The 23428-nt window shown below is 72.3% G+C and carries 22 protein-coding genes and 2 pseudogenes; 10 read left to right on the top strand and 14 right to left on the bottom strand.

Features of this window, described 5'->3' with window-relative positions; translation table 11 throughout:
• A partial coding sequence (locus HET64_RS19535; protein WP_215107354.1) for a LacI family DNA-binding transcriptional regulator occupies positions 1-258 on the bottom strand: 258 nt, incomplete at its 3' end.
• A 315-nt stretch (positions 259-573) separates the two neighbouring features.
• On the opposite strand from HET64_RS19535, the gene HET64_RS19530 reads away from it, so the two are divergent.
• A complete protein-coding gene (locus HET64_RS19530; protein WP_215107352.1) occupies positions 574-1926 on the top strand; it encodes a transglycosylase family protein in 1353 nt (450 codons plus the stop codon).
• On the opposite strand, the gene HET64_RS19525 is transcribed toward HET64_RS19530, so the two are convergent.
• On the bottom strand, positions 1896-2978 hold the full coding sequence (locus tag HET64_RS19525) for a DMT family transporter (RefSeq protein WP_215107350.1): 1083 nt from the start codon (positions 2976-2978) through the stop codon (positions 1896-1898). The genes HET64_RS19530 and HET64_RS19525 overlap by 31 nt on opposite strands.
• Positions 2979-3222: 244 nt before the next feature.
• On the opposite strand from HET64_RS19525, the gene HET64_RS19520 reads away from it, so the two are divergent.
• A complete protein-coding gene (locus HET64_RS19520) occupies positions 3223-3927 on the top strand; it encodes a (2Fe-2S)-binding protein (RefSeq protein WP_215107348.1) in 705 nt (234 codons plus the stop codon).
• A gap of 29 nt (positions 3928-3956) precedes the next feature.
• Here the strand turns inward: HET64_RS19520 and HET64_RS19515 are convergent, their stop codons facing one another.
• Both HET64_RS19515 and HET64_RS19510 read right to left on the bottom strand, forming a co-directional pair.
• Positions 3957-4319 carry an STAS domain-containing protein gene (locus HET64_RS19515; protein ID WP_215107346.1) on the bottom strand — a complete coding sequence of 121 codons (363 nt, stop codon included), beginning with the start codon at positions 4317-4319 and terminating at the stop codon, positions 3957-3959.
• A gap of 220 nt (positions 4320-4539) precedes the next feature.
• On the bottom strand, positions 4540-5055 hold the full coding sequence (locus tag HET64_RS19510) for a MarR family winged helix-turn-helix transcriptional regulator (protein ID WP_215107344.1): 516 nt from the start codon (positions 5053-5055) through the stop codon (positions 4540-4542).
• An 86-nt stretch (positions 5056-5141) separates the two neighbouring features.
• Between HET64_RS19510 and HET64_RS19505 the strand changes: the two genes are divergently transcribed.
• Positions 5142-6317 (top strand): PP2C family protein-serine/threonine phosphatase, encoded by a 1176-nt coding sequence (locus HET64_RS19505; protein WP_215107342.1) that lies wholly within the window; start codon positions 5142-5144, stop codon positions 6315-6317.
• A 2-nt stretch (positions 6318-6319) separates the two neighbouring features.
• Here HET64_RS19505 and HET64_RS19500 read toward each other — a convergent pair.
• Positions 6320-6697: pseudogene (locus HET64_RS19500) on the bottom strand (winged helix-turn-helix transcriptional regulator); the annotation flags it as partial.
• Between the two features lie 142 nt (positions 6698-6839).
• Here HET64_RS19500 and HET64_RS19495 point away from each other — a divergent pair.
• On the top strand, positions 6840-7250 hold the full coding sequence (locus HET64_RS19495; protein WP_215107340.1) for a RidA family protein: 411 nt from the start codon (positions 6840-6842) through the stop codon (positions 7248-7250).
• Between the two features lie 16 nt (positions 7251-7266).
• On the opposite strand, the gene HET64_RS19490 is transcribed toward HET64_RS19495, so the two are convergent.
• The 5 genes from HET64_RS19490 to HET64_RS19470 all read right to left on the bottom strand — a co-directional run bounded on the left by HET64_RS19490 (position 7267) and on the right by HET64_RS19470 (position 12224).
• Complete coding sequence (locus HET64_RS19490; protein ID WP_215107358.1) at positions 7267-7722, bottom strand: ATP-binding protein; 456 nt, start codon at positions 7720-7722, stop codon at positions 7267-7269.
• Positions 7723-7818: 96 nt separating this feature from the next.
• Positions 7819-8262, bottom strand: coding sequence for a response regulator (locus HET64_RS19485; RefSeq protein WP_215107338.1), 444 nt, complete (start codon positions 8260-8262; stop codon positions 7819-7821).
• Positions 8259-9878, bottom strand: coding sequence for a CHASE3 domain-containing protein (locus HET64_RS19480; protein ID WP_215107336.1), 1620 nt, complete (start codon positions 9876-9878; stop codon positions 8259-8261). The genes HET64_RS19485 and HET64_RS19480 overlap by 4 nt, the downstream gene beginning before the upstream one ends.
• A gap of 1 nt (position 9879) precedes the next feature.
• Positions 9880-11115 carry a PP2C family protein-serine/threonine phosphatase gene (locus HET64_RS19475; RefSeq protein ID WP_215107356.1) on the bottom strand — a complete coding sequence of 412 codons (1236 nt, stop codon included), beginning with the start codon at positions 11113-11115 and terminating at the stop codon, positions 9880-9882.
• 206 nt (positions 11116-11321) lie between these two features.
• Complete coding sequence (locus tag HET64_RS19470) at positions 11322-12224, bottom strand: RNA polymerase sigma factor SigF (RefSeq protein ID WP_215107334.1); 903 nt, start codon at positions 12222-12224, stop codon at positions 11322-11324.
• 254 nt (positions 12225-12478) lie between these two features.
• Between HET64_RS19470 and HET64_RS19465 the strand changes: the two genes are divergently transcribed.
• Positions 12479-13963 carry an SDR family NAD(P)-dependent oxidoreductase gene (locus tag HET64_RS19465; RefSeq protein ID WP_215107332.1) on the top strand — a complete coding sequence of 495 codons (1485 nt, stop codon included), beginning with the start codon at positions 12479-12481 and terminating at the stop codon, positions 13961-13963.
• A 358-nt stretch (positions 13964-14321) separates the two neighbouring features.
• Positions 14322-14498: a hypothetical protein gene (locus HET64_RS19460; protein WP_164610478.1), complete on the top strand. Its 177-nt coding sequence runs from the start codon at positions 14322-14324 to the stop codon at positions 14496-14498.
• A gap of 4 nt (positions 14499-14502) precedes the next feature.
• On the opposite strand, the gene HET64_RS19455 is transcribed toward HET64_RS19460, so the two are convergent.
• From HET64_RS19455 to HET64_RS19445, 3 genes are read right to left on the bottom strand one after another with little or no spacing between them, the layout of a single operon-like run.
• Positions 14503-15957 (bottom strand): lipase maturation factor family protein, encoded by a 1455-nt coding sequence (locus HET64_RS19455; protein WP_215107330.1) that lies wholly within the window; start codon positions 15955-15957, stop codon positions 14503-14505.
• Between the two features lie 35 nt (positions 15958-15992).
• Positions 15993-16505, bottom strand: a complete 513-nt coding sequence (locus HET64_RS19450; protein WP_215107328.1) for a DUF1990 family protein — start codon at positions 16503-16505, stop codon at positions 15993-15995.
• Entirely contained in the window at positions 16502-17344 is an 843-nt protein-coding gene (locus HET64_RS19445) for a YndJ family protein (protein WP_215107326.1), read from the bottom strand. The genes HET64_RS19450 and HET64_RS19445 overlap by 4 nt, the downstream gene beginning before the upstream one ends.
• A gap of 167 nt (positions 17345-17511) precedes the next feature.
• On the opposite strand from HET64_RS19445, the gene HET64_RS19440 reads away from it, so the two are divergent.
• The 4 genes from HET64_RS19440 (at position 17512) to HET64_RS19425 (ending at position 23217) form a co-directional block, all read left to right on the top strand.
• Complete coding sequence (locus HET64_RS19440; protein ID WP_215107324.1) at positions 17512-18639, top strand: DUF6777 domain-containing protein; 1128 nt, start codon at positions 17512-17514, stop codon at positions 18637-18639.
• Between the two features lie 126 nt (positions 18640-18765).
• Entirely contained in the window at positions 18766-20829 is a 2064-nt protein-coding gene (locus HET64_RS19435) for a SpoIIE family protein phosphatase (protein ID WP_215107323.1), read from the top strand.
• A gap of 123 nt (positions 20830-20952) precedes the next feature.
• Complete coding sequence (locus HET64_RS19430; protein ID WP_215107322.1) at positions 20953-22320, top strand: wax ester/triacylglycerol synthase family O-acyltransferase; 1368 nt, start codon at positions 20953-20955, stop codon at positions 22318-22320.
• A gap of 36 nt (positions 22321-22356) precedes the next feature.
• On the top strand, positions 22357-23217 hold the full coding sequence (locus tag HET64_RS19425) for an Fpg/Nei family DNA glycosylase (protein WP_215107321.1): 861 nt from the start codon (positions 22357-22359) through the stop codon (positions 23215-23217).
• A gap of 13 nt (positions 23218-23230) precedes the next feature.
• Here the strand turns inward: HET64_RS19425 and HET64_RS19420 are convergent.
• Positions 23231-23428 (bottom strand): annotated as a pseudogene (locus HET64_RS19420) (hypothetical protein); the annotation flags it as partial.

Here is a 23428-nt window from a genome sequence, read left to right as displayed (position 1 = left end):
CCGGGACGCCTCCGGTTCGACGCCCGCGCCCGACACCACCAGGGCGATCGCGTCCGCCCGTCGGGTCACCAGGGACCTGGCCGCTCGGTTGGGGGTGTAACCCGTCACGGAGACCGCCCGGCGCACGGCCTCCTGGATCACCGGGTCCACATTGCGTACCCCGTTGACGACCCGGGAGACGGTGGCGCGCGAGACGCCGGCCGCCCGCGCCACGTCCTCCAGGGTGGGCGCTCCGGCCGAGCGCGGATCATCCGTCATGAGCGCCTTTATAGCACTCGCGGAGAGCGCTCTCCATCGGGCGGGTCCAAGCGGGCCGAGGCGAGGAGTCCGACCGGGGAGCAGCGGGAGGGGGGCGGGGAGGAGCGGAGGGGAAGAGCAGAGGGCAGGAACCGCGTTCGGGCCGAACGCGGTTCGGGCGGAGCGGAAGGCGGGGCCCGCCGGACGGTCGGGGATCGGAATTCGGCCACGGACCGGTCGAGGGTGGCCGAGTGTCACGTTTTGCTTGTGATCAGTCACTGTGCGGACCTACGTTGCCCCTTGCGACATGACCCGAAGCCAGTGGGGGAGCCACGTATGGCCGCGAACGGACGGCACCGCAGATACCAGCCGAGCCGGATCAACCGTGCCTCGCTCACGGTGACGGCGAGCGGCGCGGGCATCGCGCTCCCGCTCATCACCGCGGCGTCGGCGGGGGCCGCCCCGGTCGAGGTGTGGGAGAAGGTCGCCGCCTGCGAGTCCAGCGGCGATTGGGCCGTCAACACGGGCAACGGCTACTACGGCGGTCTGCAGTTCAGCGGCTCCACCTGGGCCGCCTACGGCGGTACGCAGTACGCGCCGCGCGCCGACCTCGCCACCCGGGACCAGCAGATCGCCATCGCCGAGAAGGTGCTGGACGGCCAGGGCCCCGGCGCCTGGCCCACCTGTTCCGTACCGGCGGGGCTCACCCGGGGCGGGGACGAGCCCGGGGCCGCTCCGGAGTCGGGGACCGACACACAGAGCGCGGGAAGCCGGACCGTCGGGGCCGCGGCGCCGCAGAGCGCGCCGCCCCGGCAGCCGCGGACCCGTCCTGTCGAGGCGACGCCCACCCATGTGCCGGGCAAACGCGACTCGTACACCGTCGCGAGCGGCGACTCCCTCTCCGGGATCGCGTCCGCCCAGCGGGTGCGCGGCGGCTGGCAGGGCCTCTACGCGGCCAACCGCACCGTTGTCGGGGACGACCCTGACCTGATCTTCCCCGGGCAGCGGCTGAGCCTCGACCAGAGCCGGGCGCCGAAGGCGGGGGAGGGGAAGAGCTCCGGACAGCCCGAGCGGAAGACCGCCCCGAAGCCCCCGGCGGCGACGCCGGATCAGCGCAAGGCCGATCCCAAGAAGGAAGCGCCCGCGCAGGCCGCGCCCAAGAAGGAAGCCCCGAAACAGCGGGCCCCCGAGAAGACGGCCCCGAAGCAGCAAGCGCCCAAGAGGGAAGCGCCGAAGCAGGAGGCGCCGAAGAAGGAGCGTCCCGCTCAGGAGCGCGCCGTGAAGCACTCCGGCTTCAGCGCCCCGGTCTCCGCCGGCACCGGCACTCCCTACCGTCAGGCCGGCGGCTGGTCCAGCGGCTATCACACCGGCGTGGACTTCCCCGTGCCCACCGGGACATCGGTGAAGTCGGTGGCTCCGGGCCGCGTCGTCTCGGCCGGCTGGGCCGGGGCGTACGGCTACGAGGTCGTCATCCGGCACAGCGACGGCAAGTACAGCCAGTACGCCCATCTCTCCGCGCTCCACGTGCGCGCGGGGCAGTCGGTCTCCGGTGGGCAGCGCATCGCCCGCTCCGGCTCCACGGGCAACAGCACCGGCCCGCACCTGCACTTCGAGATCCGCACGGGCCCCGGCTACGGCTCGGACGTCGACCCGCTCGCCTACCTCCGGGCAGGCGGCGTCAGGGTCTGAACCGTCCGGTCGGAGCGGGAGCGGCGCAGGGTGGATCCACCGCGCCGCCGCTGCTTCGCGAGCGGGCCCGGCGCGCCGAACTCCACCTGCGGCACCGCCTGCCCCGGCGGCAGGGGCGACGGCAGCCGCGTCACGGGCACCCGTCCCGATGCTGGTTCCGGCACGACCGGTGACGGCGAGGGGGGAGCCTCCGCCCCGCCCTCCGTGCACGGCTCCTCGGCGTGCTCCGTGCGCAGCCGCTCCCGCGTCAGCATGATCAGGCCGCCGGCGGCCAGCGCCCCGCAGGAGAGGGCCAGGACGGTGCCCGGGACGCCGAGACGGAAGTGCTCACCGAACAGCGTGAGGCCGATCGCGGCGGCCACCACCGGGTTGACCACCGTCACGGTCGCGAGCGGAGCGGTGAGGCCCGCGCCCCGGTAGGCGGCCTGCGAGAGGAACAGGCCCGCCGCCGCGAGCCCGGCGATCACCAGCAGCGGCAGCGCGCCCGAGCGCAGCGAACCGGACGTCCACTCCACGGCCACGGTCTTGGTGAACACCGAGGCCATGCCGAACGCCGCGCCCGCGCCCGTGGCCAGGACGATGCTGCGCAGGACCGGCCGGCGCAGCGTACGGGCGAGCACGACGAGGGCGCCGACGGCCCCGAACGTCACCGTGGCCAGCAGCGCCTGCTCGGGACCGTTCAGGGTGTGCGGCTCGGCGTTCCCCGTGAGCGCCAGCAGTCCGCCGAGCCCGGCCGTGGCCATCAGGGCCCCGCGCCAGGCCGTCGCGCCCGCCCTCCGCCCGACGAACAGGGCCGCCATCGGCAGCGCGAAGACGATCGTCAGCGCGCCGAGCGGCTGGACCAGGCTGAGCGGACCGTAAGCGAGCGCCACCACATGAAGGACCGCACCGGCCCCGTTGAGGAGGACGGCGGCCCACCACACGCCGTTGCGCAACAGGGTCTGCCAGGAGTTGTCACCGGTCGCGGCCACGCGCTCCTGGATGATCGCCCCGGCCGCATAGGCGACCGCGGAGACCAGTGACAGCAGCACGGACAACGCAAGGGAACTCATGTACACCACGATGTCCCGTCCGGGGCCCCACGTCGTCGTCCTTGAGACTGCACTTCGGCCTACTGCCCCAGTAGTACGCCCGACGGACCGACGTCCTCCTCCCGACGGTAGTCCTCTCGTCCCCAGGCGTCAGAAGTTATCGTCCGGCGGATACGGTGAGCCGCGAGGGCGACACCGCCGGTGGCCGTACGGCCGGGTGCGGGAGCGGGCCGGAGGCCGGCCGGGAACCGAGGGGGAACAGGGCATGGACCTGGTGCTACTGGCGTCGGTCGGGGGATTCTTCGCGTTGCGGACCACTCCGGTGCCGGGCGGTGGGCACCGTCCGCTGGCGGAGTCGTACGCGGGGGACGGCGGCCCGCTCGCCGCGCGTGTCGACAAGGTCGCGGCACGCCTCGCGGCCCCCGAGCGCAGGGTCGCCGCCTCCATCGCCCATCTCGGTCTCGCGGCCCGGCTCTGGTCGCTCGCGCTGGGCCCGGCCGCGCTCTTCGGGCGGATCCCCGCACTGACGCCCGACACCCTCCACTGGGACCCGTCGGCCACCTCGCCGGACGACCTGTGGCTCGCGGGGACGGCCGAGCTGCCCGGTACGGCGGCCCGGATCCGGGAGGAGGTCCAGTACGGGCATCTGGAACCGCTGTCGGAGGCGTTCCGGCGCGACGGCGCCATCTCCCCGCAGCTCCTGCGGGGCAACGCGGGGTCCGCGCTCGCCGGAGCCGTACGCGAACTCGTCGCCTTCGCGCGCGCCCAGGACCGGCCGGACGTGGCCGCACGGGCCCGCGCGCTGGCGGCCGAGCTCTTCGACGACGAGGCGCTGCGCCACACCGGGGCGCCGCACGGTCCGGCGTTCCGGCGGCGCAGCTGCTGCCTGTACTGGCGGTGTCCGGGCGGTGGGCTGTGCGGGGACTGCGTGTTCGACCGGGCGCCCGAGCGGCGGGCCGGGGGGCGGTAGCCACCCCGCCGCCCCCGGACCGGGGACCGTCAGGAAGGCAGTGCGGCGTCGATGGCGGCGTCCACCGACGGCAGGACGGGCAGGGCGCTGTCGAGGCCGATCATGTCGATCAGGCGGCGCATGAACGGGGACGGGGCGGCCAGCCTCAGCCGGTCGCCCAGCGCGGTGTGTCCCTGGAGCAGCACATTGACCGTCGTCGAGTCCGCGAAGCCGACGCCGGAGAGGTCCACGACGACCGGACCGGTGCCGTCGTCGGCCGCCGCGGTCAGGGCGAGGCCCAAGGGGGCGACGCTGTCGATATCGAGGTCACCCGACACGACGAGGACCGATGCGTCCCGTTCCTGTCGGGTGGTGATTCTGACGGCTCTGTCTTCGTTGGGCGATGAAAGCACGGAAGGCACCTCGGGCGAATCGGAAGGGGCGGAGAGCCGTGTCGCCGGACGGGTCGGCATGGTTCCGTCCCTGGTCGCGGCGGGGTATGGAGTAACGATAGAAGTAACAGTTGCCATTTGACAACATTCTCCATTGGGTAACAATCTGATCCCCGACGGTTGCTCGGCCGGTCTGCCGAAGGCGGAGAACCGATGGATGCGGAAGCAGGAGCTGATGGAGCTAGGCGCTGTCCGCGACATCATCGCGGAGTGGGGAGGCGGCCGTATCCCTTTGCGGGGAAAGGCGCTCCGAAGCGGCGGTGTGGAAGGCCGCGAGGCCCTCGGCGAGGGCGGCGAGGGCGGCGGGATCCATCCGATCCAGCACGGCGTTCAGTTCGCCGACGCGCAGGGCCCGGTACTCTTCCAGAAGGGTGCGACCACGCAGACTCAGCCGCAGCTCCACTTCGCGACGGCTGGTCGGGCTGGGCGCCCGCTGGACGAGCCCCATCGCCTCCATCCGGTCGCAGAGCCTGCTGACGGAGGGGGCACGCGAGCCCAGGGCCTCACCCAGCGCCCGCAGATTGGTGCCCTCCTGCTTCTCGATCACGAGCAGGGCCCGAAGCTGGGAGGGCGATACCGTTCCCGAAGCGGCGGATTCCTGGCCCCGGCCCCACAGCACCTCCAGCAGCTCCGAGGCGGCGACGGCGTCGGCGGACGCCTGTTCGCGACTGCTCGGGCGAAATCCTCGGTGGGGCATTCAGCCACTGTGTCACCCGTCAGGCCTGCTTGTCAGCCCGGCCCCGGCCCCTACCACGTCGCAGGACGAAGATTGCGCGAGAGACCGTGAACAGAAGAACGGACATTGAGGCCGCCGTACGGGCCGCAGCGCCGCACGCCCTGCTGGCCACCCTGCGCACCAGGCTCAGCAGCGCCTACGGGGCCCTCGCGGTCGAGCTCCACCTCGCCGACTACGGTCTGCGGGTCCTCACATCCCTGGACCGGCCCGACGACGAGCCGCTGTCCCTCCACAACAGTCCCGAGGGCCGGGCGTTCGGCAGCCAGGAGCCACGGGAACAGCAGGTCCGGCACGACGACGCCGTCGACCACCACCTGCCCGTGACCGTCCGGGGCGAACGGCTCGGCATCCTCACCGTCCGGCTGCCCCAGACCCTGTCCACCCCGGAGCTGATCGGCGAGCTGACCCACGTGGCGGACCTGCTGGGCCACGAGATCCTCGTCGCCGAACGGGACACCGACCTGTACCAGCGCGCCCGGCGCACCACCCGCCTCACCCTCGCCGCGGAGATGCAGTGGCAACTGCTGCCCGCCCGCGCCTGCACCGCCGCCGAGTTCGCGATCGGGGCCCAGCTGGAGCCCGCGTACGCCATCCACGGCGACAACTTCGACTGGGCCGCCGACGCCGACGAGCTGACCCTCGCGGTGACCAACGGCATGGGCGAGGGCATACAGGCCTCTCTCCTCACCAATCTCGCCGTCAACGCCCTGCGCAACGCCCGCCGGGCCGGCATCGGCATCGCGGACCAGGCGGCCCTCGCCGACCAAGCGCTCTACGACCAGCACCGCGGCGCGTCCCACGTCTCCACCCTGTTGCTCCGCTTCGAGCTGGCGACCGGACGGGTCGGGGTCGTCGACGCGGGATCGCCGCAGCTCTGGATGCAGCGCGGCCGGGAGGTCCGCCGGATCGAACTGGAAGCGCAGCTGCCGCTCGGCATGTTCGAGGAGTCGCAGTACACGGTCCAGGAGTTGCACGTGGAGCCCGGTGACCGGCTGCTGCTGCTCAGCGACGGCGTCTACGAGGCGGTGTCCCCGCTCGGCGAGGCGTACGGGGAACGCGCGCTGGCCCGTGCCATCCAGTCGACACGGCTGCTTCCGGCCGCCACCGTTCCGCGCGCGATGCTCGGCGAACTGGCGGAGTACCGGGGCACGGAGACGCTCGACGACGCCCTGGTGCTGTGCCTGGACTGGTTCGGCCGTCCGGAGGACCGGGACGTGGCCTGAGCCGCGTCGAAGGCGCGGCGCGAGGCCTCGATGTGACCGATGTGCTCATGGGTCCAGTCGCACATCACATGGACCGTCCGGCGCAGGCCCTGCCCCGGCTCGGTGAGGGTGTACTCGACGCGCGGGGGCACGGTGGGGTGCACACACCGCTCGACCAGTCCGTAGCGCTCCAGCATCCGCAGGTTCTGGGTGAGCATCTTGTGGCTGATGCCCTCGACCTCGCCCCGCAGCTCGGTGAAGCGGAGAGTTCCCCCGCCCAGGGCCTCGATGATCAGGAGCGCCCACTTGTTCGCGACGTCGGAGAAGATCTCCCGCGCCAGCGAGTCCGCGCGCCGCAGATCCGCGTCCTCGGGCGAGCCGCTGAACTGCTTGGTCACCATCAGGTTCCCCCGTCACCGAAAAGTGCGTTCTTCCATGTCAGCGGCCACTCTCCTACGGTTCCCGAGTAACCACAAGTGACCGGCCATCGGCGGGTCAGGTGGCAAGAGGGGGCACGGCCCCCAGGACGAGGAGGCGGGCAGCATGGCCATCACCCTGGTGAACCCGGGCGGACTGCCGGAGATCGGCGCCTACCGGCAGGTGTCGGTCGCGACCGGATCGAAGCTGGTCTTCGTCGCCGGGCAGGTCGCCTGGGACGCGGCGGGCGCCACCGTCGGCGAGGGCGACCTCGCCGCACAGGTCGAGCAGTGCTACGTGAACATCGGCACGGCCCTCGCCGCGGTCGGCGGCACCTTCGACGACGTGGCGAAGCTGACCGTGTACGTCGTGGACTGGACGCCCGAGAAGATGCCCGCGTTCCTGGAGGGCGTGTCCCGGGCTGCCGCGAGACTGGGCATTACGCCCGAGGCGCCCGGCACCCTGGTGGGCGTCGCGGCCCTGGACATCCCCGAACACCTGGTGGAGATCGAGGCCACCGCCGTGCTCGACGCCTGAGTGACGCCGGCCGGGCTCAGGTGCTGAGCTGGAACTCCGCCCGGATCCGCTTGCCCACCGGCACCCGCTCGGCCGTGAGCCGGTCGCACAGGGCCACCACGATCTCCATGCCGTGACCGCCGAGGCGGGACGGATCGGGGGCGTACAGCACGGGCATCGCGGTGCTGCTGTCGTACACCGTGACGCTGATGAGCTGCGCGTTGCCCTCCAGCTCCAGAAGATAGGGGCCGTGGCTGTAGCGGTCGGCGTTGGTGACCAGCTCGCTCACGGCCAGCATCAGATCGCTGCGCGTGTGCTCGCCGATCGGGGCGAGGCACTCCACCGCGAGCCGCGTCAGGAACCGGTCGGCGAGCGCACGGGCCAGTGCGATGCAGCCAGGCTCGCCGTCGAAGACCTCGGCGCTGAGCAGTACCTCGGCGGTAGCCAGCCCCTGACCCGGGTCTTCCGGTGGGGAGGTGACCTGTTCGTTCATGTGCTCCAGCCAGGGCGCCGCAGTGAGGTCGGGGACCTTTTCCGCCATTCGTCTACCCCTGGCGAACGATCCCACTCCAGGAGATCCGGACCGATCCTACGCACGTCCGGGCAGCCGCACCACGGTCACGAAGAACTCGTCGATCTGGCGCACCGCGGCGATGAACTGGTCGAGGTCCACCGGCTTCGTCACGTACGCGTTGGCGTGGAGTTTGTAGCTGCGCAGGATGTCCTCCTCGGCCGAGGACGTGGTGAGCACGACCACGGGGATGAGGGCGAGTTCGGGGTCGCCCTTGATCTGTTCCAGCACCTGCCGGCCGTCGTACTTGGGCAGGTTCAGGTCCAGCAGCACGAGGTCCGGGCGGGGGGCCTCGGTGTACTCGCCGCGCTGGTAGAGGAAGTCCAGCGCCTCCTGTCCGTCGCGCACGACGTGCAGGGTGTTGCGGATCTTGTTGTCCTCGAAGGCCTCACGGGTCATCAGCTCGTCGCCGGGGTCGTCCTCGACGAGCAGGACCTCGATGGGCTGGACAGGGGTGTTCACGAAGGATCTCCCGGCTTGCTGGTGGGCAGGGCGGGAGCGAGCAGCTCCGCCGCGGTGTGCGTGGGCGCCTCGGGCGCCACGGGCAGGGTGAAGTGGATGCGGGTGCCTTCGCCCGGTTCGGGCTCCAGCCAGATCCGGCCACCGTGGAACTCGATGATCTTCCGGCAGAGCGCGAGGCCGATGCCCGTGCCCTCGTACTCGTCACGGGCGTGCAGCCGCTGGAAGATGACGAACACCTTGTCCGCGAACTCCGGTGCGATCCCGATCCCGTTGTCCGACACCGTCAGGTGCCAGTCCGCGTCCTCGCGGACGCAGGCGACCGAGATCCGGCACGGGACGCCCTCCCTGCGGAACTTCACCGCGTTGCCGACGAGGTTCTGCCAGACCATGGTGAGGGCGGTCGCGTCCCCGAGCAGTTCCGGCAGGGAATCGGGCCGTTCGACCACGGTCCCCGACTCCTCGATCGCGAGGGTCAGATTGCCCAGGGCGCGGTCCAGGGCCCGGTCCAGATCGACCGGCTTCCAGCTCTCCTGCACCCGGCCCACCCGCGAGAACGTCAGCAGGTCGTTGATGAGGACCTGCATCCGCTTGGCGCCGTCCACCGCGAAGGCGATGTACTGCTTGCCCCGCTCGTCGAGCTCCTCGCCGTACCGCTTCTCCAGGAGCTGGCAGAAGGACGCGACCTTGCGCAGCGGCTCCTGGAGGTCGTGCGAGGCGACGTACGCGAACTGCTCCAGCTCCGAATTGGAACGGCGCAGCTCCTCCGTCTGCTCCGCGAGCAGGGCCTCGCGGTCCTGCGCCTCGGCCAGTTCGTCGGCCAGCCGCCGCCGCATCTCCTCCACGGCCCAGGCCACGGCCTGCACGTCGGACGGCCCCTTGATCTCGATCCGCGTTCCGAAGGCTCCCGACCTGACGCGGTCCGAGGCGGCGCGCAGCCGGTTCAGCGGGACGCCCACCACCCGGTGGAGCAGCAGGCTCAGCGCCGCCACGGTCAGCACGAAGACGGTGACCAGCGCGATCACCACCCGGTCACGGGTGGTGCGCGCCGTGCCGAGGTCGCTGCGCGCCTGGTCGCGGGCCTCGGCGAGATGCCCCTGCTGGGCGCCGTACGCCTGCCGCAGCTGGTCGAAGTCCGCCTTGCTGCGCTGCAACTGGGCAGAGGTCGCGGCCTCGCTCGGTCCTCGTTCCCGCACCGTCGCGATCAGCGGCTCGGCCTTGCTGCGCCGCCACTTCTCGGCGGCGGAGGCGATGGCGTCGAGGTCGTCGGCGTACCGGCTGCCGGGGCCCACCAGCCGCCGGACCTGTGCGAGACGCTCCTGCTCGGCGGCCTTCCCTGTCTCGTACGGTTCGAGGAAGGAGTCGTCGCCGGTCAGCGCGAATCCCCTGATCCCGGTCTCCTGGTCGAGCAGGGAGTTCTGGAGCTGGAAGGACGCGGATCTGGCGGGCTGGATGCGGTCCACCAGCTCGGTCGTGCGGTCGGAGATCCGGGCCATCACCAGCCCGCCGATCACCAGACAGGCGCAGACCACCACGATGAATCCGCCGAGTATGAGATGGACCCAGTTCTGTACCGACAGCCGCGCGGCCAGGCCGCCCGGAGCCGGTTGTCTCGTCATGTCACCGTTCATCGGATTCCGATCCCCAGCCCAGATGCAGAACGGCCACATCGTCCGCGAGACCGCCGTAGGGGGCGGCCCCCTCCGCGGCCCCGGCGACCAGGGCGTCGACGAACGAGCGGGCCGGCAGGTGCCCGTTGGCCCGTGCCATCGCGAGCAGCCCTTCCTCGCCGAGGCGGCTGTCGGGGCCGTCGCGCCCCTCGAAGAGCCCGTCCGTGAAGAGTACGAGACCGGCGCCGGGCGCCAGCGGTATGTCGACGGTCGGCCAGCGGCCGACCCCGGGCAGTAGCCCGAGCGCCATACCGCCCTCGGGCTCGACCCAGGTCACGTCCGTACCCTCACGCAGCAGCAGGCCGGGATGACCGGCCCGCAGGACCTGCGCGTGCCGTTGCCCGGGCGGGAACGCCAGCGAGGTGACGGTGGCGAAGACATGCGAGTCCGAGCGCTCCGCGACCAGGATCTCCTCCAGCAGGGCTATCTGCTCCGGGTGGGACGTACCGCACAGCACGGCGGTGCGCCAGGCCACCCGCAGACACACACCGAGCGCGGCCTCGGCGGCCCCGTGCCCGGAGACATCGCCGATCACCGCGTGCACCGTGCCGTCCGCGGTCTGCACGACGTCGTAGAAGTCACCGCTCAGCAGCCCGTGGACCCGCCCCGGCTCGTAGCGGGCGCGCGCCCGGAAGCGGTCGTCCCGCAGCAGGGGGACGGGCAGCAGCCCGCGCTCCAGCCGGGCGTTCTCCTGGGCGATCAGCTGGTTGGCGCGCAGCGCGGCGGCGGCCCGTTCCACTTCCTTGCGCTGCAGGGCGTAGCGGACCGCGCGCGAGAGGATCTCCGGGCCCAGGCGGCCCTTGACCAGGTAGTCCTGGGCACCGCCGGCGACCGCGCGGAGCCCGGTGCCGGACTCCTCCAGGCCGGTGAGGACGACGATCGCCGCGTCGCCGTCGGACTCCAGTATCTGGCGCACGGCGTCCAGGCCGTGGACGTCGGGGAGGTGCAGGTCCAGGAGCACGCACACCGGAGTGGTGGCCGCGCTCAGGAAGGCGCGCGCCTCGGCCAGGGTCTTGCACCAGGTGAGGGCGGAATCCAGCTCGCTGTCGGTGAGCATCTCCTCGACGAGCAGCGCGTCACCCGCGTCGTCCTCCACGAGCAGGATCGACGCGTCGAGGTTCCACAGCGGGGCCTCGGGACGGTGGGGGATGCCAACCTGTTGGGTGGGGATGCCGGGGATGCCCACAGGGATCGGAGATGTGCCCACGGGCGACTCGGTCAAGCCTCCACCCTTTCGCGCGACGGCACGGTGCGTCCGGCCTGATCGTCAGGAAGCATATGCGAGCCACGGACTCCTCGGTGGACCGGACCGACGTGCGGACAGCACGAAGCCGCCCGCCCGGAAGGGCGGACGGCTGGATTCCGGCCCGAAGCCGGAAGGGTCGTGCGGGATCACGCCTCGACGCTCATCCCCTTGCGGAGCTGCTGGACGATCCTGCTGAGCAGCCGCGACACATGCATCTGCGAGACGCCGAGCTCCGCGCCGATCTGCGACTGCGTCATCTCCGCCCCGAACCGCATCTGCACGATCCGGCGCTCCCGGTCGTCGAGCTGATCGAGCAGCGGGGCCAGGGTGTGCAGGTTCTCGACGGTCTCCATGCCCGGATCGGCCTCGCCGAGGACATCGGCGTACGCCCGCTGCTCCTGGCCCGAGTCGCTTTCCGCGGAGGGGGTGTCGAGCGAACCGGCCGAGTAGCCGTTGGCGGCGACGAGCCCCTCGATGATCTCCTCCTCGGGGAGGTCGAGGTGGGCGGCCAGCTCCTTGACGGTGGGGTCGCGGTCGAGCTCCGCGGAGAGCTGCTCCTTCGCCTTGGCGAGGTCCACCCGCAGCTCCTGGAGCCGCCGCGGCACATGCACCGACCAGGTGGTGTCGCGGAAGAAGCGCTTGATCTCCCCGACGATGTAAGGCACGGCGAAGGTGGCGAACTCGACCTCGCGGGACAGGTCGAACCGGTCGATCGCCTTGATCAGGCCGATCGTGCCGACCTGGATGATGTCCTCGGTGTCGTCGCCGCCGCGGTTGCGGAACCGGGAGGCGGCGAAGCGCACCAGGGAGAGGTTCATCTCGATCAGGGTGTTGCGCGCGTACTGGTGCTCATGGGTGCCCTCCTCCAGGACCTGGATCCGGTCGAAGAAGATCTTCGACAGGGCCCGTGCGTCCTGCGGGGCGATCTTTCCCGCGTCCTCGACCCAGGGCAGGTCTCCGGTGGTGACGTCCGCCGCCCGCGCACCGGTCCGGCTGTCGCTGTCGCTCAGCGGCTTCGTTCCGGTGGCTTGTGCAGACATCGCCTTCATGGTGTCGCCCTCCCTGCTGCCCAATGTGTCGGACGGTCGCCTGCCCGGTCCTCGCGAAGTCATGCGTACCTTCTTTCACTTATTTTCTTCCGCTTGTTCCGGAGGCCTGTCCGGCGCCCTCCGCCCGGGGCCGCCCGTACGGCGCCCGTACGCCTCTCGAACAGAGCAGTGGCCCGCGCATGGCAAACTTGGGCGGGGTGTTTCGGCCTGCGGTGATCCACGATCCGCGGCGAGAAGATGACAGAGGAACGGCAATGACGGTGACAGAGGACAGCCCGGAGCTCGCTCCCGGAATCGAGGAGCTCGGTCCCGGTATCGACCCGGAGCGGCTGGCCGTCTGCCTGAGCGTGCTCGACGAGCTCGACCGGATCGAGGTGGACCACCCGGACGCCATCGCGGTCCGCCGCGCCACCGCCGGGATCTACCGCACCGTGAAGCAGCGCCGCCGCCAGGAGCGCCGCGCCGCGAAGACCGCCCACGACCGGGCCGTCACCGAGGCCACGGCGACCGGCTCGGCGGAGCGCATCGACGACGAGACGCAGGGCGTGCTGCCCTCCTCCTCCGCCCAGGCCGAGATCGCGGGCATCCTCCAGCGGCCCCGATCCTGCTACATCTGCAAGACGCGGTACGTCGAGGTCGACGCGTTCTACCACCAGCTCTGCCAGTCGTGCGCCAAGGAGAACCGCTCCCGCCGCGACGCCCGCACCGACCTGACCGGGCGCCGGGCGCTGCTCACCGGCGGCCGGGCGAAGATCGGCATGTACATCGCGCTGCGGCTGCTGCGCGACGGCGCTCACACCACCATCACCACTCGCTTCCCCAACGACGCGATCCGCCGCTTCAAGGCGATGGAGGACAGCGACGAGTGGATCCACCGGCTGAAGATCGTCGGCATCGACCTCCGCGACCCGGCCCAGGTCGTCGCGCTGGCCGACTCGGTCGCCGCGGAGGGCCCGCTGGACATCCTGATCAACAACGCGGCCCAGACCGTGCGCCGCTCCCCGGGCGCCTACAGCGAGCTGGTCAACGCGGAGTCGGCCCCGCTGCCCGCGGGCGAACTGCCCGTCGCCGAGGTCATCGGCACCTTCGGCAGCGGCACGGTCGACCGGGTCGCGGCCCTGCCCGCCGCCCGCAAGGAACGGCTCAGCGCCCAGGAGGTCACGGACCTCGCCCTGGTCACCGGCTCCGCCTCGCCGGCCCGGATCGCCGCGGGCACCGCGATCGACGCGGGCGGCCTCGTCCCCGATCTGCACGACACCAACAGCTGGGTCCAGACGGTCGAGGACGTCGAGCCGATCGAGCTCCTCGAAGTCCAGCTCTGCAACTCCACCGCGCCGTTCATCCTGATCAGCCGGCTGCGCCCGGCGATGGCGGCGACCGCCGCGAAGCACGCGTACGTCGTCAACGTCTCGGCGATGGAGGGCGTCTTCGGCCGCGGCTACAAGGGCGCCGGCCACCCGCACACCAACATGGCCAAGGCCGCGCTCAACATGCTGACGCGCACCAGCGCCCAGGAGATGTTCGAGAAGGACGGCATCCTGATGACGGCCGTGGACACCGGGTGGATCACCGACGAGCGCCCGCACCCGGACAAGATGCGTCTCGCCGAGGAGGGCTTCCACGCGCCCCTCGACCTGGTCGACGGCGCGGCCCGGGTCTACGACCCGATCGTGCGCGGTGAGGGCGGCGAGGCCCTTTACGGATGCTTCCTCAAGGACTACGCCCCCGCCAACTGGTAACCCGAACGGCTCAACCTGCCCATCGGCCCCGTGCGAGCGCCGAAAACCCGGCCCAGGATGTTTCCTGGGCCGGGTTTTCGCTGTATCCGGTGGCCGAAAGTGACCTACCGCACACGTTCTATCGAGCGCGGTGGCGCTCATTTGGTTAGGCTGAGGCGAACGGACGTCATCGAGGAGCCCACGAAGGTTCCCCGACCGTCCTGGGACATGGTCGGTAACCCGGCCGCTGTTCCGCCCCGAACCGGCGCCACCGCGACCGACATATCCCAGCCCCTGCCCCGCGCGGGGCGGTCGCGCCCCGGCATCGCCGCCGGAGCGACGGCGACGCCCCGGGCGACGCGACACGAAGGAGTGCGCGGTGACGACACCGGAACTGACCGAGCGCGAAATGCGCCCCGCCGAACGGAACGCCGGACGGCCCGGCCGCCCCGAGAAGCTGCGGAACATCGAGGTCTGGGCCAGGTCCGCCCCGATCCGGCTCGCCGGATACGAGGACGACCTCGCCGAGCCGCACATCCTGCCCGGCATCGACTGACCGCTCAGCGCGTCCCGCGGCCCGTCTCCCCGCCCTCCCGCTCCGGCGGCAGCGGCCGGGAGACGGGCCGCAGGAATTCCCGGACGTAGGTGCGGTGCCACCAGCATCCGGTGGCCCGCAGCTCCCGGAGCCCGGTGAACCGGTAGCGGAAGACCCGGGCGCGCACCTGCCGGGGCGGTCCGTCGGGGAACGGGTCGTGCCCGAGGAGCCGGAGCGTGTCCCGGTCGCCGTCGAGCAGCCGCTCGGCGAAGGGCCCGAACCAGGGGCGGGCGTACGCGGGGGAGAGCGCCGCGAACCACATCATCCAGTCGAGCCGCAGATGGTACGGGGCGAACAGGCGCGGCAGCCGCCGTGGATCGCCCGGCTTGCCGCGGAAGCCGTACTCCCGCCACTCGGCCCCCTCGTGCGCCACCGGATCGGCGCTGCCCTCCACCACGACCTCCAGGCGCATCCGGCTGATGGAGCCGAACGCCCCGTAGGTGTTGACCAGGTGCAGGGGATCGTAGGACCGGTTCATCGCCTGCCGCCGCGAGAGCAGATTGCGCACCGGGCGGTAGCTGAGCACGAGGACCAGAGCGGTCACCGCGATGACCACCACCTCGTACCAGAGGGGCGGCGCGACCTGGGCGGGCGGCGGCCCGGCCAGAGGGGTCCAGTCGATCGCGGAAAGCGCCAGCGCGATGGTGAGCCAGTTCAGCCAGGCGTAGTTCCCCGACAGGACGAGCCAGAGCTGGGTGAGGACCATCAGGCCGGCCGCCGCGCTCGCCACCGGCTGTGGGGTGAACAGCAGGAAGGGCACCAGCAGCTGGGTGAAGTGGTTGGCGGCGGCCTCCACCCGGTGCACGGGCCCCGGCAGATGGTGGAAGAACCAGCTCAGCGGCCCCGGCATCGGCTGCGTCTCGTGGTGGTAGTCCAGGCAGGTCAGCTTCCGCCAGCACGCGTCCCCGCGCATCTTGATCAGCCCCGCGCCGAACTCCACCCGGAACAGCAGCCACCGCAGCAGCCACAGCACCAGCACCGGCGCGGCCGTGTCCCCGGTGCCGAGGAAGACCGCCAGGAACCCCGTCTCCAGCAACAGCGACTCCCAGCCGAATCCGTACCAGACCTGCCCCACCTGGACGATCGACAGATACAGCACCCACGGCAGCGCCCAGAGCAGCATGCCGCCCCACAGCGGCAGCAGCCCGTCGAGACCGGCGATCAGGCCCACCGATACGGCGCAGCCGCTCCAGGCGGCGCCGGCGAAGAAGCGGTCCGAGTAGTGGAGCCGGAAGAGCCCCGGGGCGGCCCGCCAGGGCGTGCGCCGCAGCAGTTCGGGGACGGGCAGCATGCCGCGCTCGCCGATCAGCGCCCGGAACTGGAGCGCGGCGGAGAGGAAGGCGACCAGATAGACCACGGCCAGAGCCCGCTGGAAGATCAGCCGGCTCAGCCAGTAGCCGTCCGCGGTGAACCATTCCATCCCTGCCAGTATCGGCCAGGGCGCCGCCGGGCGGGTCAGCTCCCGGCGACGATCCGGCGCAGAGTGCGGCCGAGCCGGCGCGCGTACCAGTGCTGCACGAGGGGCACGAGCGGTCCGCCGAGCCGGGCGTACCAGGTCGCGGGGCGCGAGAACGCCAGCACCGTGAACCACACGGTGCCGTCGTCCGCGAGGTCCACCACGAAGCACTCCTCGCCGCGTTCCGGATGCCCGGCGAGGGTGCCGTAACCGAAGCCGGTGCGGCCGTCTTCCCCGTACGCCGTCCAGATGACCTCGCAGGGGGCGGTGAGGCGCAGCGGCCCGAGGCCGAGGGAGACCCGGACGCTGCCGCCCGGCTCCGCGCGTCGTGCCGTGGCCTCGACCCGCGCGCCCGAGGCGATGTGCATCCGCCACTCGGTTATCGCCGCTCCGGCGGTGGCGAAGTCCGTCGCGCCCCGGCCGACCGGGGCGCGGTGGTGGAGGTGGTGGTAACCCCGGGGGAGCGGGCCGAGGCGGGTCGCGCCGACCTCCGGGTAGGTGAGGGTGCTCATGCGGTCCTGCCTCCGGTGCGGTCGGGTTCCTCGGTGCGGATGCGCCGCCAGGCCAGCAGCGAGCAGAGCGCGAAGCCCAGCGCGTTGCCCAGGCCATGGGTGGCGGCCATCCAGGTCAGGGTGGGGTGGGGCAGTCCGGTCGCCTCGCCGAGCGCCCAGCTCAGGGCGAGCAGCATCGTCGCCACCAGGACGGCGGCGGAGGCGAACAGCAGGAGCCGCGTCGTCCGGTCCCGGCCGCCGTCGCGCCCCATGCGCCAGGTCAGCAGGCCGACCGTCCACATGCCGGCCGTGAGGACGAGGGCCCCGGCGAGCTCGGCCCAGTCGCCGACGAAGTACCCGACGAGGACGAGCAGGGTGCCCAGCGGCACGCTCAGCGCGGCGAAGCGGCCCGCGGGGCCGTCGGAGACCCGGCAGACCAGCCCGGCGATCAGGGCGGCGGCGAACCCGGCGAAGTGGAAGTGCGGCACGGTCAGCGCGAGGATGCCGAGGCCGAACCCGAACAGCTCGTGCCCCGACCGTTCGGCGACCAGGGCGACCGCGGCGATGGCCGGGGTGACCAGCGCGGTGAGCAGCGCGATCCCCGCCGGGTCGAGGTCCCGGCCGCGGATCGCCCGGCGCGGGGCGTGCAGGGCGAGCAGGACGGCTCCCAGCGCGTAGCAGCAGGCGAGCGCCGTGGCCGCGGTGGAGCGCGGCAGCCAGAGGGCGACGGCGCCCGGCACGGCGAACAGGGGCCAGAGCCGCCGGATCCGGTCCAGCTCCTGTTGTCCGGTCAGCCGCAGCCCCGCCGGCACGACGACGAGCATGCCCAGCATCACGATGGCGTTGACCAGTGCGGACACGACTTCCCCCTGCTTTGAACGTGTTCAAGTCCCGAGAGTGAGAGTAGAGGGTTTATTGAACGCGTTCAAGACTGGGTGGTGGCCCGCTGTTCCGCTTGCGGGACCGTGCTCGGTGCGGCACAGATGGTGACACCCATCCGCTCCCCAGGGACAGGCAGGAGAGCTCTGTGCGCTCACCAGGACGTATCCGGCGTACCGCGCTCGCCGCGCTGTCCGCCGGAGTGCTGTTCGCCGTCGCCGGCTGCGGAGGCGGCGGCGACCGTACGGCGAAGGGCACCACGGGCACCGCGGAGGCCAAGGACGTCCTCCTCCAGCCGCTCGCGTCCCCCGGCCCCGGTCCGTTCACCGCTTCCACGGCGCGGGCGACGGCCTCCCCGTCCCCCACCGGTGCGCCGGACGCCGAACCGACCTCCGCCACCCGGACGGTCCATCCGGTGTCCGGCGCCGTGCCGGGGCTCTACGGCGGCACCCGGTCGGTCGCCGCCTGCGACGTCGAACAGCAGGCCTCCCTCCTGGCCGACGACGAGGGCAAGGCAGGTGCCTTCGCCGACGTGTCCGGCATCGAGGCCGTGCAGATCCCGGGCTACCTGAAGTCCCTCACCCCGGTCGTCCTGCGCGCCGACGCCCAGGTCACCAATCACGGCTACAGCGCCGGCTCGGCCACCGCCTTCCAGGCCGTGCTCCAGGCGGGCACCGCCGTCCTGGTCGACAGCCGGGGGATGCCCCGCGTGCGCTGCGCCTGCGGCAACCCGCTGGCCCCGCCCGTGGTCGCCGACGGGAAGATCGCCCACCGGGGGGAGCGCTGGCCCGGCTACGACCCCGCACGCATCGTGGCCGTCGAGCCCGGAGTCAAGGCGGCCACCAGCCTGATCATCGTCAACGCCGACGACAACACCTGGATCGAGCGGGCCATCGGCGACAGCGGCGGCCGCGACCGCACCCCGGACGACCCGCCGCCCTTCGAGCCCGACGCCGATCTGCTCTTCCCGTCGCCGGGCCGCCCCTCGGAATCCGCGCCCCCGGACACCGCCCCGACCGGGCCGGCCCCCTCCGAGCCGGTGGAGCCCACGGATCCCGGGCCGCCGGAGCCGTCCGACGACTTCGGTGACACGCCGCCCGAGGAGCCGTGGGAGTACGAGGAGGAGGGCGACCCCGATGTCGCGCCGGAGCCGACCCAGGTCTTCCCCGCCGAGCCTGACGAGCCCGCGGGGCCCGACGGCCCCCTTGAGCCGGAAGTGACCGCCGAGCCGGACGAGCCCATGGAAGCGGGCCTCGACGACGTGTTCGCCGGCTGACCGGACCGGACCGCCGGGGGGAGGGGCCCCGGGGGCGGCGCGCGTACGGCGCCGCCCCCGGGTGCGTACGGAACCATCGACGAATCGGACAAGAAGAATCGGATAAATGGTGGCAGAGTGGCCCACATGGATGATCGGGTAGCGGGTGCCCTGTCACTCCCCGACGACTGGCCCGCCCACCCGGACCTCAGCCTCGCCCTGAACCGTATGGGCAGCTTCGACTGGGATCTTGACACCGGCCTCATGCACATGGACCAGGCCGCCCTCGACGTGTTCGACCTGACCGCGGACGAGTACGACGACCGGCCGGCCTCGCTGGCGCCGCGCGTGCCGACGGACGAGGCGCAGCGTCTGGACGGGATGGTCTCGCACGCCCTGAAGAGCGGTCGCACCGACTACGGCGCGTACTTCCGCATCCAGCGGCGCGACGGCACGCTGCGCTGGACCCACACCCAGGGCTTCGTCCGCCGGGACGGCACCGGCCGGCCCCGCCGCATCATCGGCATCGTCCGCGACGCCACCCAGGAACTGGCCGACTCCACCGCCCGGCGCGAGCTGGACGAGGACCGCCGCCGGCGCACCAGCCTGGTCGAGGGCACCACCGCCGCGCTGGCCCACGCCCGTACCGTCAAGGACGTCATCGCCGTACTCAAGAACTCCCAGGGGCTCGCCCACCTCGGAGCCACCAGCCTCGTCATGGGCCTGCTGGAGTCCGGCCGCATCCACCTCGTGGCCGACGGCCCCAAAGGCTCGTACGTCCCCGGTACCCGGTACACCCGGGTGGACGAGCAGTACCCGATGAGCGAAGTTGTGCGCACCCTGACGCCCCGCTTCATCGAGTCCGCCGAGGACTTCGCCACCTCCTATCCGATCCTGTGGCCCGACATCAGCCACCTCGGGATCACCTCCGCCGCCTACATGCCGCTGATCGCGCAGGCCCGTCCGATCGGCGCACTCGGCCTCCTCTACCGGGACAAGGGAGGCTTCACCGCCGACGAGCGCAATCTGCTGATGGCGCTCGGCACCTCGATCGCCCAGAGCCTCCAGCGCGCGATGCTCTACGAACAGGAGCACGACCTCGCCGAGGGCCTCCAGCAGGCGATGCTGCCGCGCCGGATCCCGGCCGTGCCCGGGGCGCAGGTCGCCGTCCGCTACCGCTCGGCCCGCCTCGGCCGCGACATCGGCGGCGACTGGTACGACCTGATCCCGCTGCCCGGCGGCCGGGTCGGCGCCGTCATCGGGGACGTCCAGGGGCACGACACCCACGCGGCCGCCGTCATGGGGCAGCTCAGGATCGTCCTGCGCGCGTACGCCGCCGAGGGGCACAGTCCCGCCACGGTCATGGCGCGCGCCTCCGTCTTCCTCCACGAACTGGACACCGACCGCTTCGCCACCTGTACCTACGCCGAGGTCGACCTCACCACCGGTGTCGTCCAACTGGTCCGCGCCGGACACGTCGACCCGCTGGTGCGGGACGTGGACGGGAGCTGCCGCAGGATGCCGTCCGAGGGCGGGCTGCCGCTCGGCCTCTCGGCGGAGTTCGGCCGGCTGGAGTACCCGGTCGGCACGGTCGAACTGGACCCCGGCCAGACGATGGTCCTGTTCACCGACGGCCTCGTCGAGCTGCCGGGCTCCGACCTCGACGAAGGCATGCAACAGCTCACCGCCCTCGTCACCAACGGCCCCCAGGACCTCCAGAAGCTGGCCGACCAGCTCTGCGACACCGTCGACGAGCGCGGCGGCCAGGACGATGTCGCGGTCCTGCTGCTGCGCCGCCGGGCCGCGCACGCCCCGCAGCCGGGCGGTCGCCTCCAGCAGCACGTCGCCCAGAACGACCCCGAGGCGCTGAGTTCGTCCCGGCACATGATCCGGGCCGCGGTCCGGGCCTGGGGAGCGAAGGACCGGGCCGACGAGATCGAACTCGCGGCCGACGAACTGATCACCAACGCGCTCATGCACACCGACGGCGGCGCCGTCGTGACGATCCGGGTGCTCGCCGGAACCGAGCGACGGCTGCGCGTCGACGTCGAGGACCGCTCCAGCGCACTGCCCCGGCGCCGCGACGCGGGGGAGTCGGGAGTGTCGGGACGCGGCCTGATGCTGGTCGACCGGCTGGCCGACGTCTGGGGCGTGGAATCCCGCGGCAGCGGCAAATGTGTGTGGTGCGAGTTCCTCATTCCGGCCCGCTGAGTCACCCACCAAGCTGTAACAGTACGTAACATGTCTGTGCTTGACCGTAATCGACCGTAAACGATTGACTGCGGGGGCCGGCCGCACCCCGGCCCTGCCGCCTTCGACGACATGAGGCCCCCGATGGGTACCGAGCTCCTCGCCCCGCTCGACCTCGCTTTCTGGCACCTCGAATCGGACGCCCATCCGATGCACCTCGGCGCGCTCGCCGTCTTCGCGCCGGCGCCCGGCGTCGCTCCGGAGCGGATCCTCGGTCTGCTCGGCGCCCGCGCCGCCGCGATCCCCCGGCTGCGCATGTGCGTACGGGACGTCCTGCTGCCGGTCGGCGGCAAGGCCTGGACCGTGGACAAGGACTTCGACGTGCACCGGCACGTCCGGCGCGTCGTCGTGGGCGACGGCGACTTCATGGCGGAGGCCGGCCGGCTGGCCGGCGAACTGATGGAGCGACCGCTCGGGCGCGGGCTGCCACCCTGGCGGATGTATCTCATCGGCGGCGCGGCGGGCGGCCCCTTCGCCGTCCTGGTCAAACTGCACCACGCCCTGGCCGACGGGATGCGGGCGGTCGCCATCGGGGCCGGGATCTTCGACGAGATCGCCGCCGTCACCAGCGCCCGCACCGCTGCCCGGGGCCGCCCCGCCGTCCCGCCCCGCTCCTGGCTGCCCGACCCCCGGGAGATGGCGGGCATGGCCCTCGGCCGGATCGGCGAGGTCGGCCGGGCGCTCGGCGTGGGGGCCTCCGTCGTCCGTGCGGGCCGCCTCGATCTGCGCGGCGCGACCGCCCTCACCGCGCCCTCCAGCGGCACCCGCCGCCTGGCCACCGCCGACCTCGACGCCGGGGACCTCCAGCGGATCCGGCGCGCCGAGGGCGGCACCGCCAACGACATCCTCCTCGCCGTCGTCGCCGGTGCGCTGCGCCGCTGGATGGCAGGGCGCGGCGAACCGCTGTCCGCCGCCGACCCGCGCGCCCTGGTCCCCGTCTCCCGCCGTCGGCCCGGTGGCGCCTCCGCCGCCGGCAACCGGCTCTCCGCCTATCTGCTCGACCTGCCGGTCGCCGAGGCCGACCCGCGCGGGCGGCTCCGGGCGGTCCGGACGGCGATGGACCGCAACAAGGCGGCCGGCCCCCTGAAGGGCGCCGGAGCCGTCGCCGTACTGGCCGACCAACTGCCCCCACTGGCGCACCGGTTCGGCGCACCACTGGCGGCCAACGCCGCCCGTATGCTCTTCGACGTGCTGGTCACCAGCGTGCCGCTGCCCCGCTCCGCGCTCTCGCTGGGCGGCTGCCCGCTGACCGCCCTCTACCCCATGGCCCCGCTGGCCCGGGGCCAGTCCCTGGCGGTGGCCCTGTCCACCTACGGCGGTCGGGTGCACGTGGGACTGGTCGCCGACGGCAAGGCGCTGCCCGACCTCGACCGGCTCGCCGCCGCGGTCGAGGCGGAGTTCACGGAGCTGGGCGCTGTCATCACCGGCACGGACCGCGCACCGGTGTCCTGACAGGCAGCCGCCCACCGGCTGCGGCAGTCTGGAGCCATGCCCGAACTGCCCGAAGTCGAAGCCCTGCGGGTCTTCCTCGACGACCACCTGGTCGGCAAGGAGATCGCCCGCGTCCTCCCGCTGGCGATCAGCGTCCTGAAGACGTACGACCCGCCGCTGACCGCCCTGGAGGGCACGGCCGTCACCGCGGTCGTCCGCCGCGGCAAGTTCCTCGACATCGAGGCGGGCGGGCTCCACCTGTGCACCCACCTCGCCCGGGCCGGCTGGCTCCGCTGGAAGGACTCCTTCCCGGCCGACCCGCCCCGCCCCGGCAAGGGACCCCTCGCCCTGCGCCTGGTCACCGTCGACGGCGACGGCTTCGACCTGACCGAGATGGGCACCAGGAAGCGCCTCTCCGTCCACCTCGTCCAGGACCCCATGGACGTCCCCGGCATCGCCCGCCTCGGCCCGGACCCCCTCGCCGACGCCTTCGACCGCGACGCGTTCGCCGCGCTGCTCGCCGGGGAGCGCCGCCAGATCAAGGGCGCGCTGCGCGACCAGTCGCTCATCGCGGGCATCGGCAACGCCTACAGCGACGAGATCCTGCACGTCGCGAAGATGTCCCCGTTCAAACGGACCGCCGACCTCGGAGAGGACGACGTCACCCGCCTGTACACCGCGCTGCGCACCACGCTCAAGGACGCCGTGACCCGCTCCAGCGGGGTGGAGGCCGGAAAGCTCAAGGCCGAGAAGAAGACCGGGATGCGGGTCCACGGGCGTACCGGGGAGGCCTGCCCGGTCTGCGGGGACACCATCCTGGAGGTCTCCTTCAGCGACTCCTCGCTCCAGTACTGCCCCACCTGCCAGACCGGCGGCAAACCGCTGGCGGACCGCAGGCTCTCCAAGTTCCTGAAGTAACGGCACCCCGGGCTCACCGCGTCGCCGTTACCAGCCGCCGCCCGTCCGCCGTCCGCACCTCGAAGTGGTCGATGCCCTCCGGCCGCAGCGCCGCCCCGCCCGACACCTCGACCGGACCGCCGGCCACGCCCCCGGCCGACCAACTGCCCACCGTCTCCTCGCTGCCGTCCCGGCCCACCGCGACCAGCGCGCACGCCCCCTCCACCGGGAC

This window comes from Streptomyces sp. McG3 (genome assembly GCF_018619185.1).
Lineage (GTDB): Bacteria > Actinomycetota > Actinomycetes > Streptomycetales > Streptomycetaceae > Streptomyces.
Note: the sequence above shows the minus strand (reverse complement) of the source record. Positions and strands in the feature narration are given on the sequence as shown.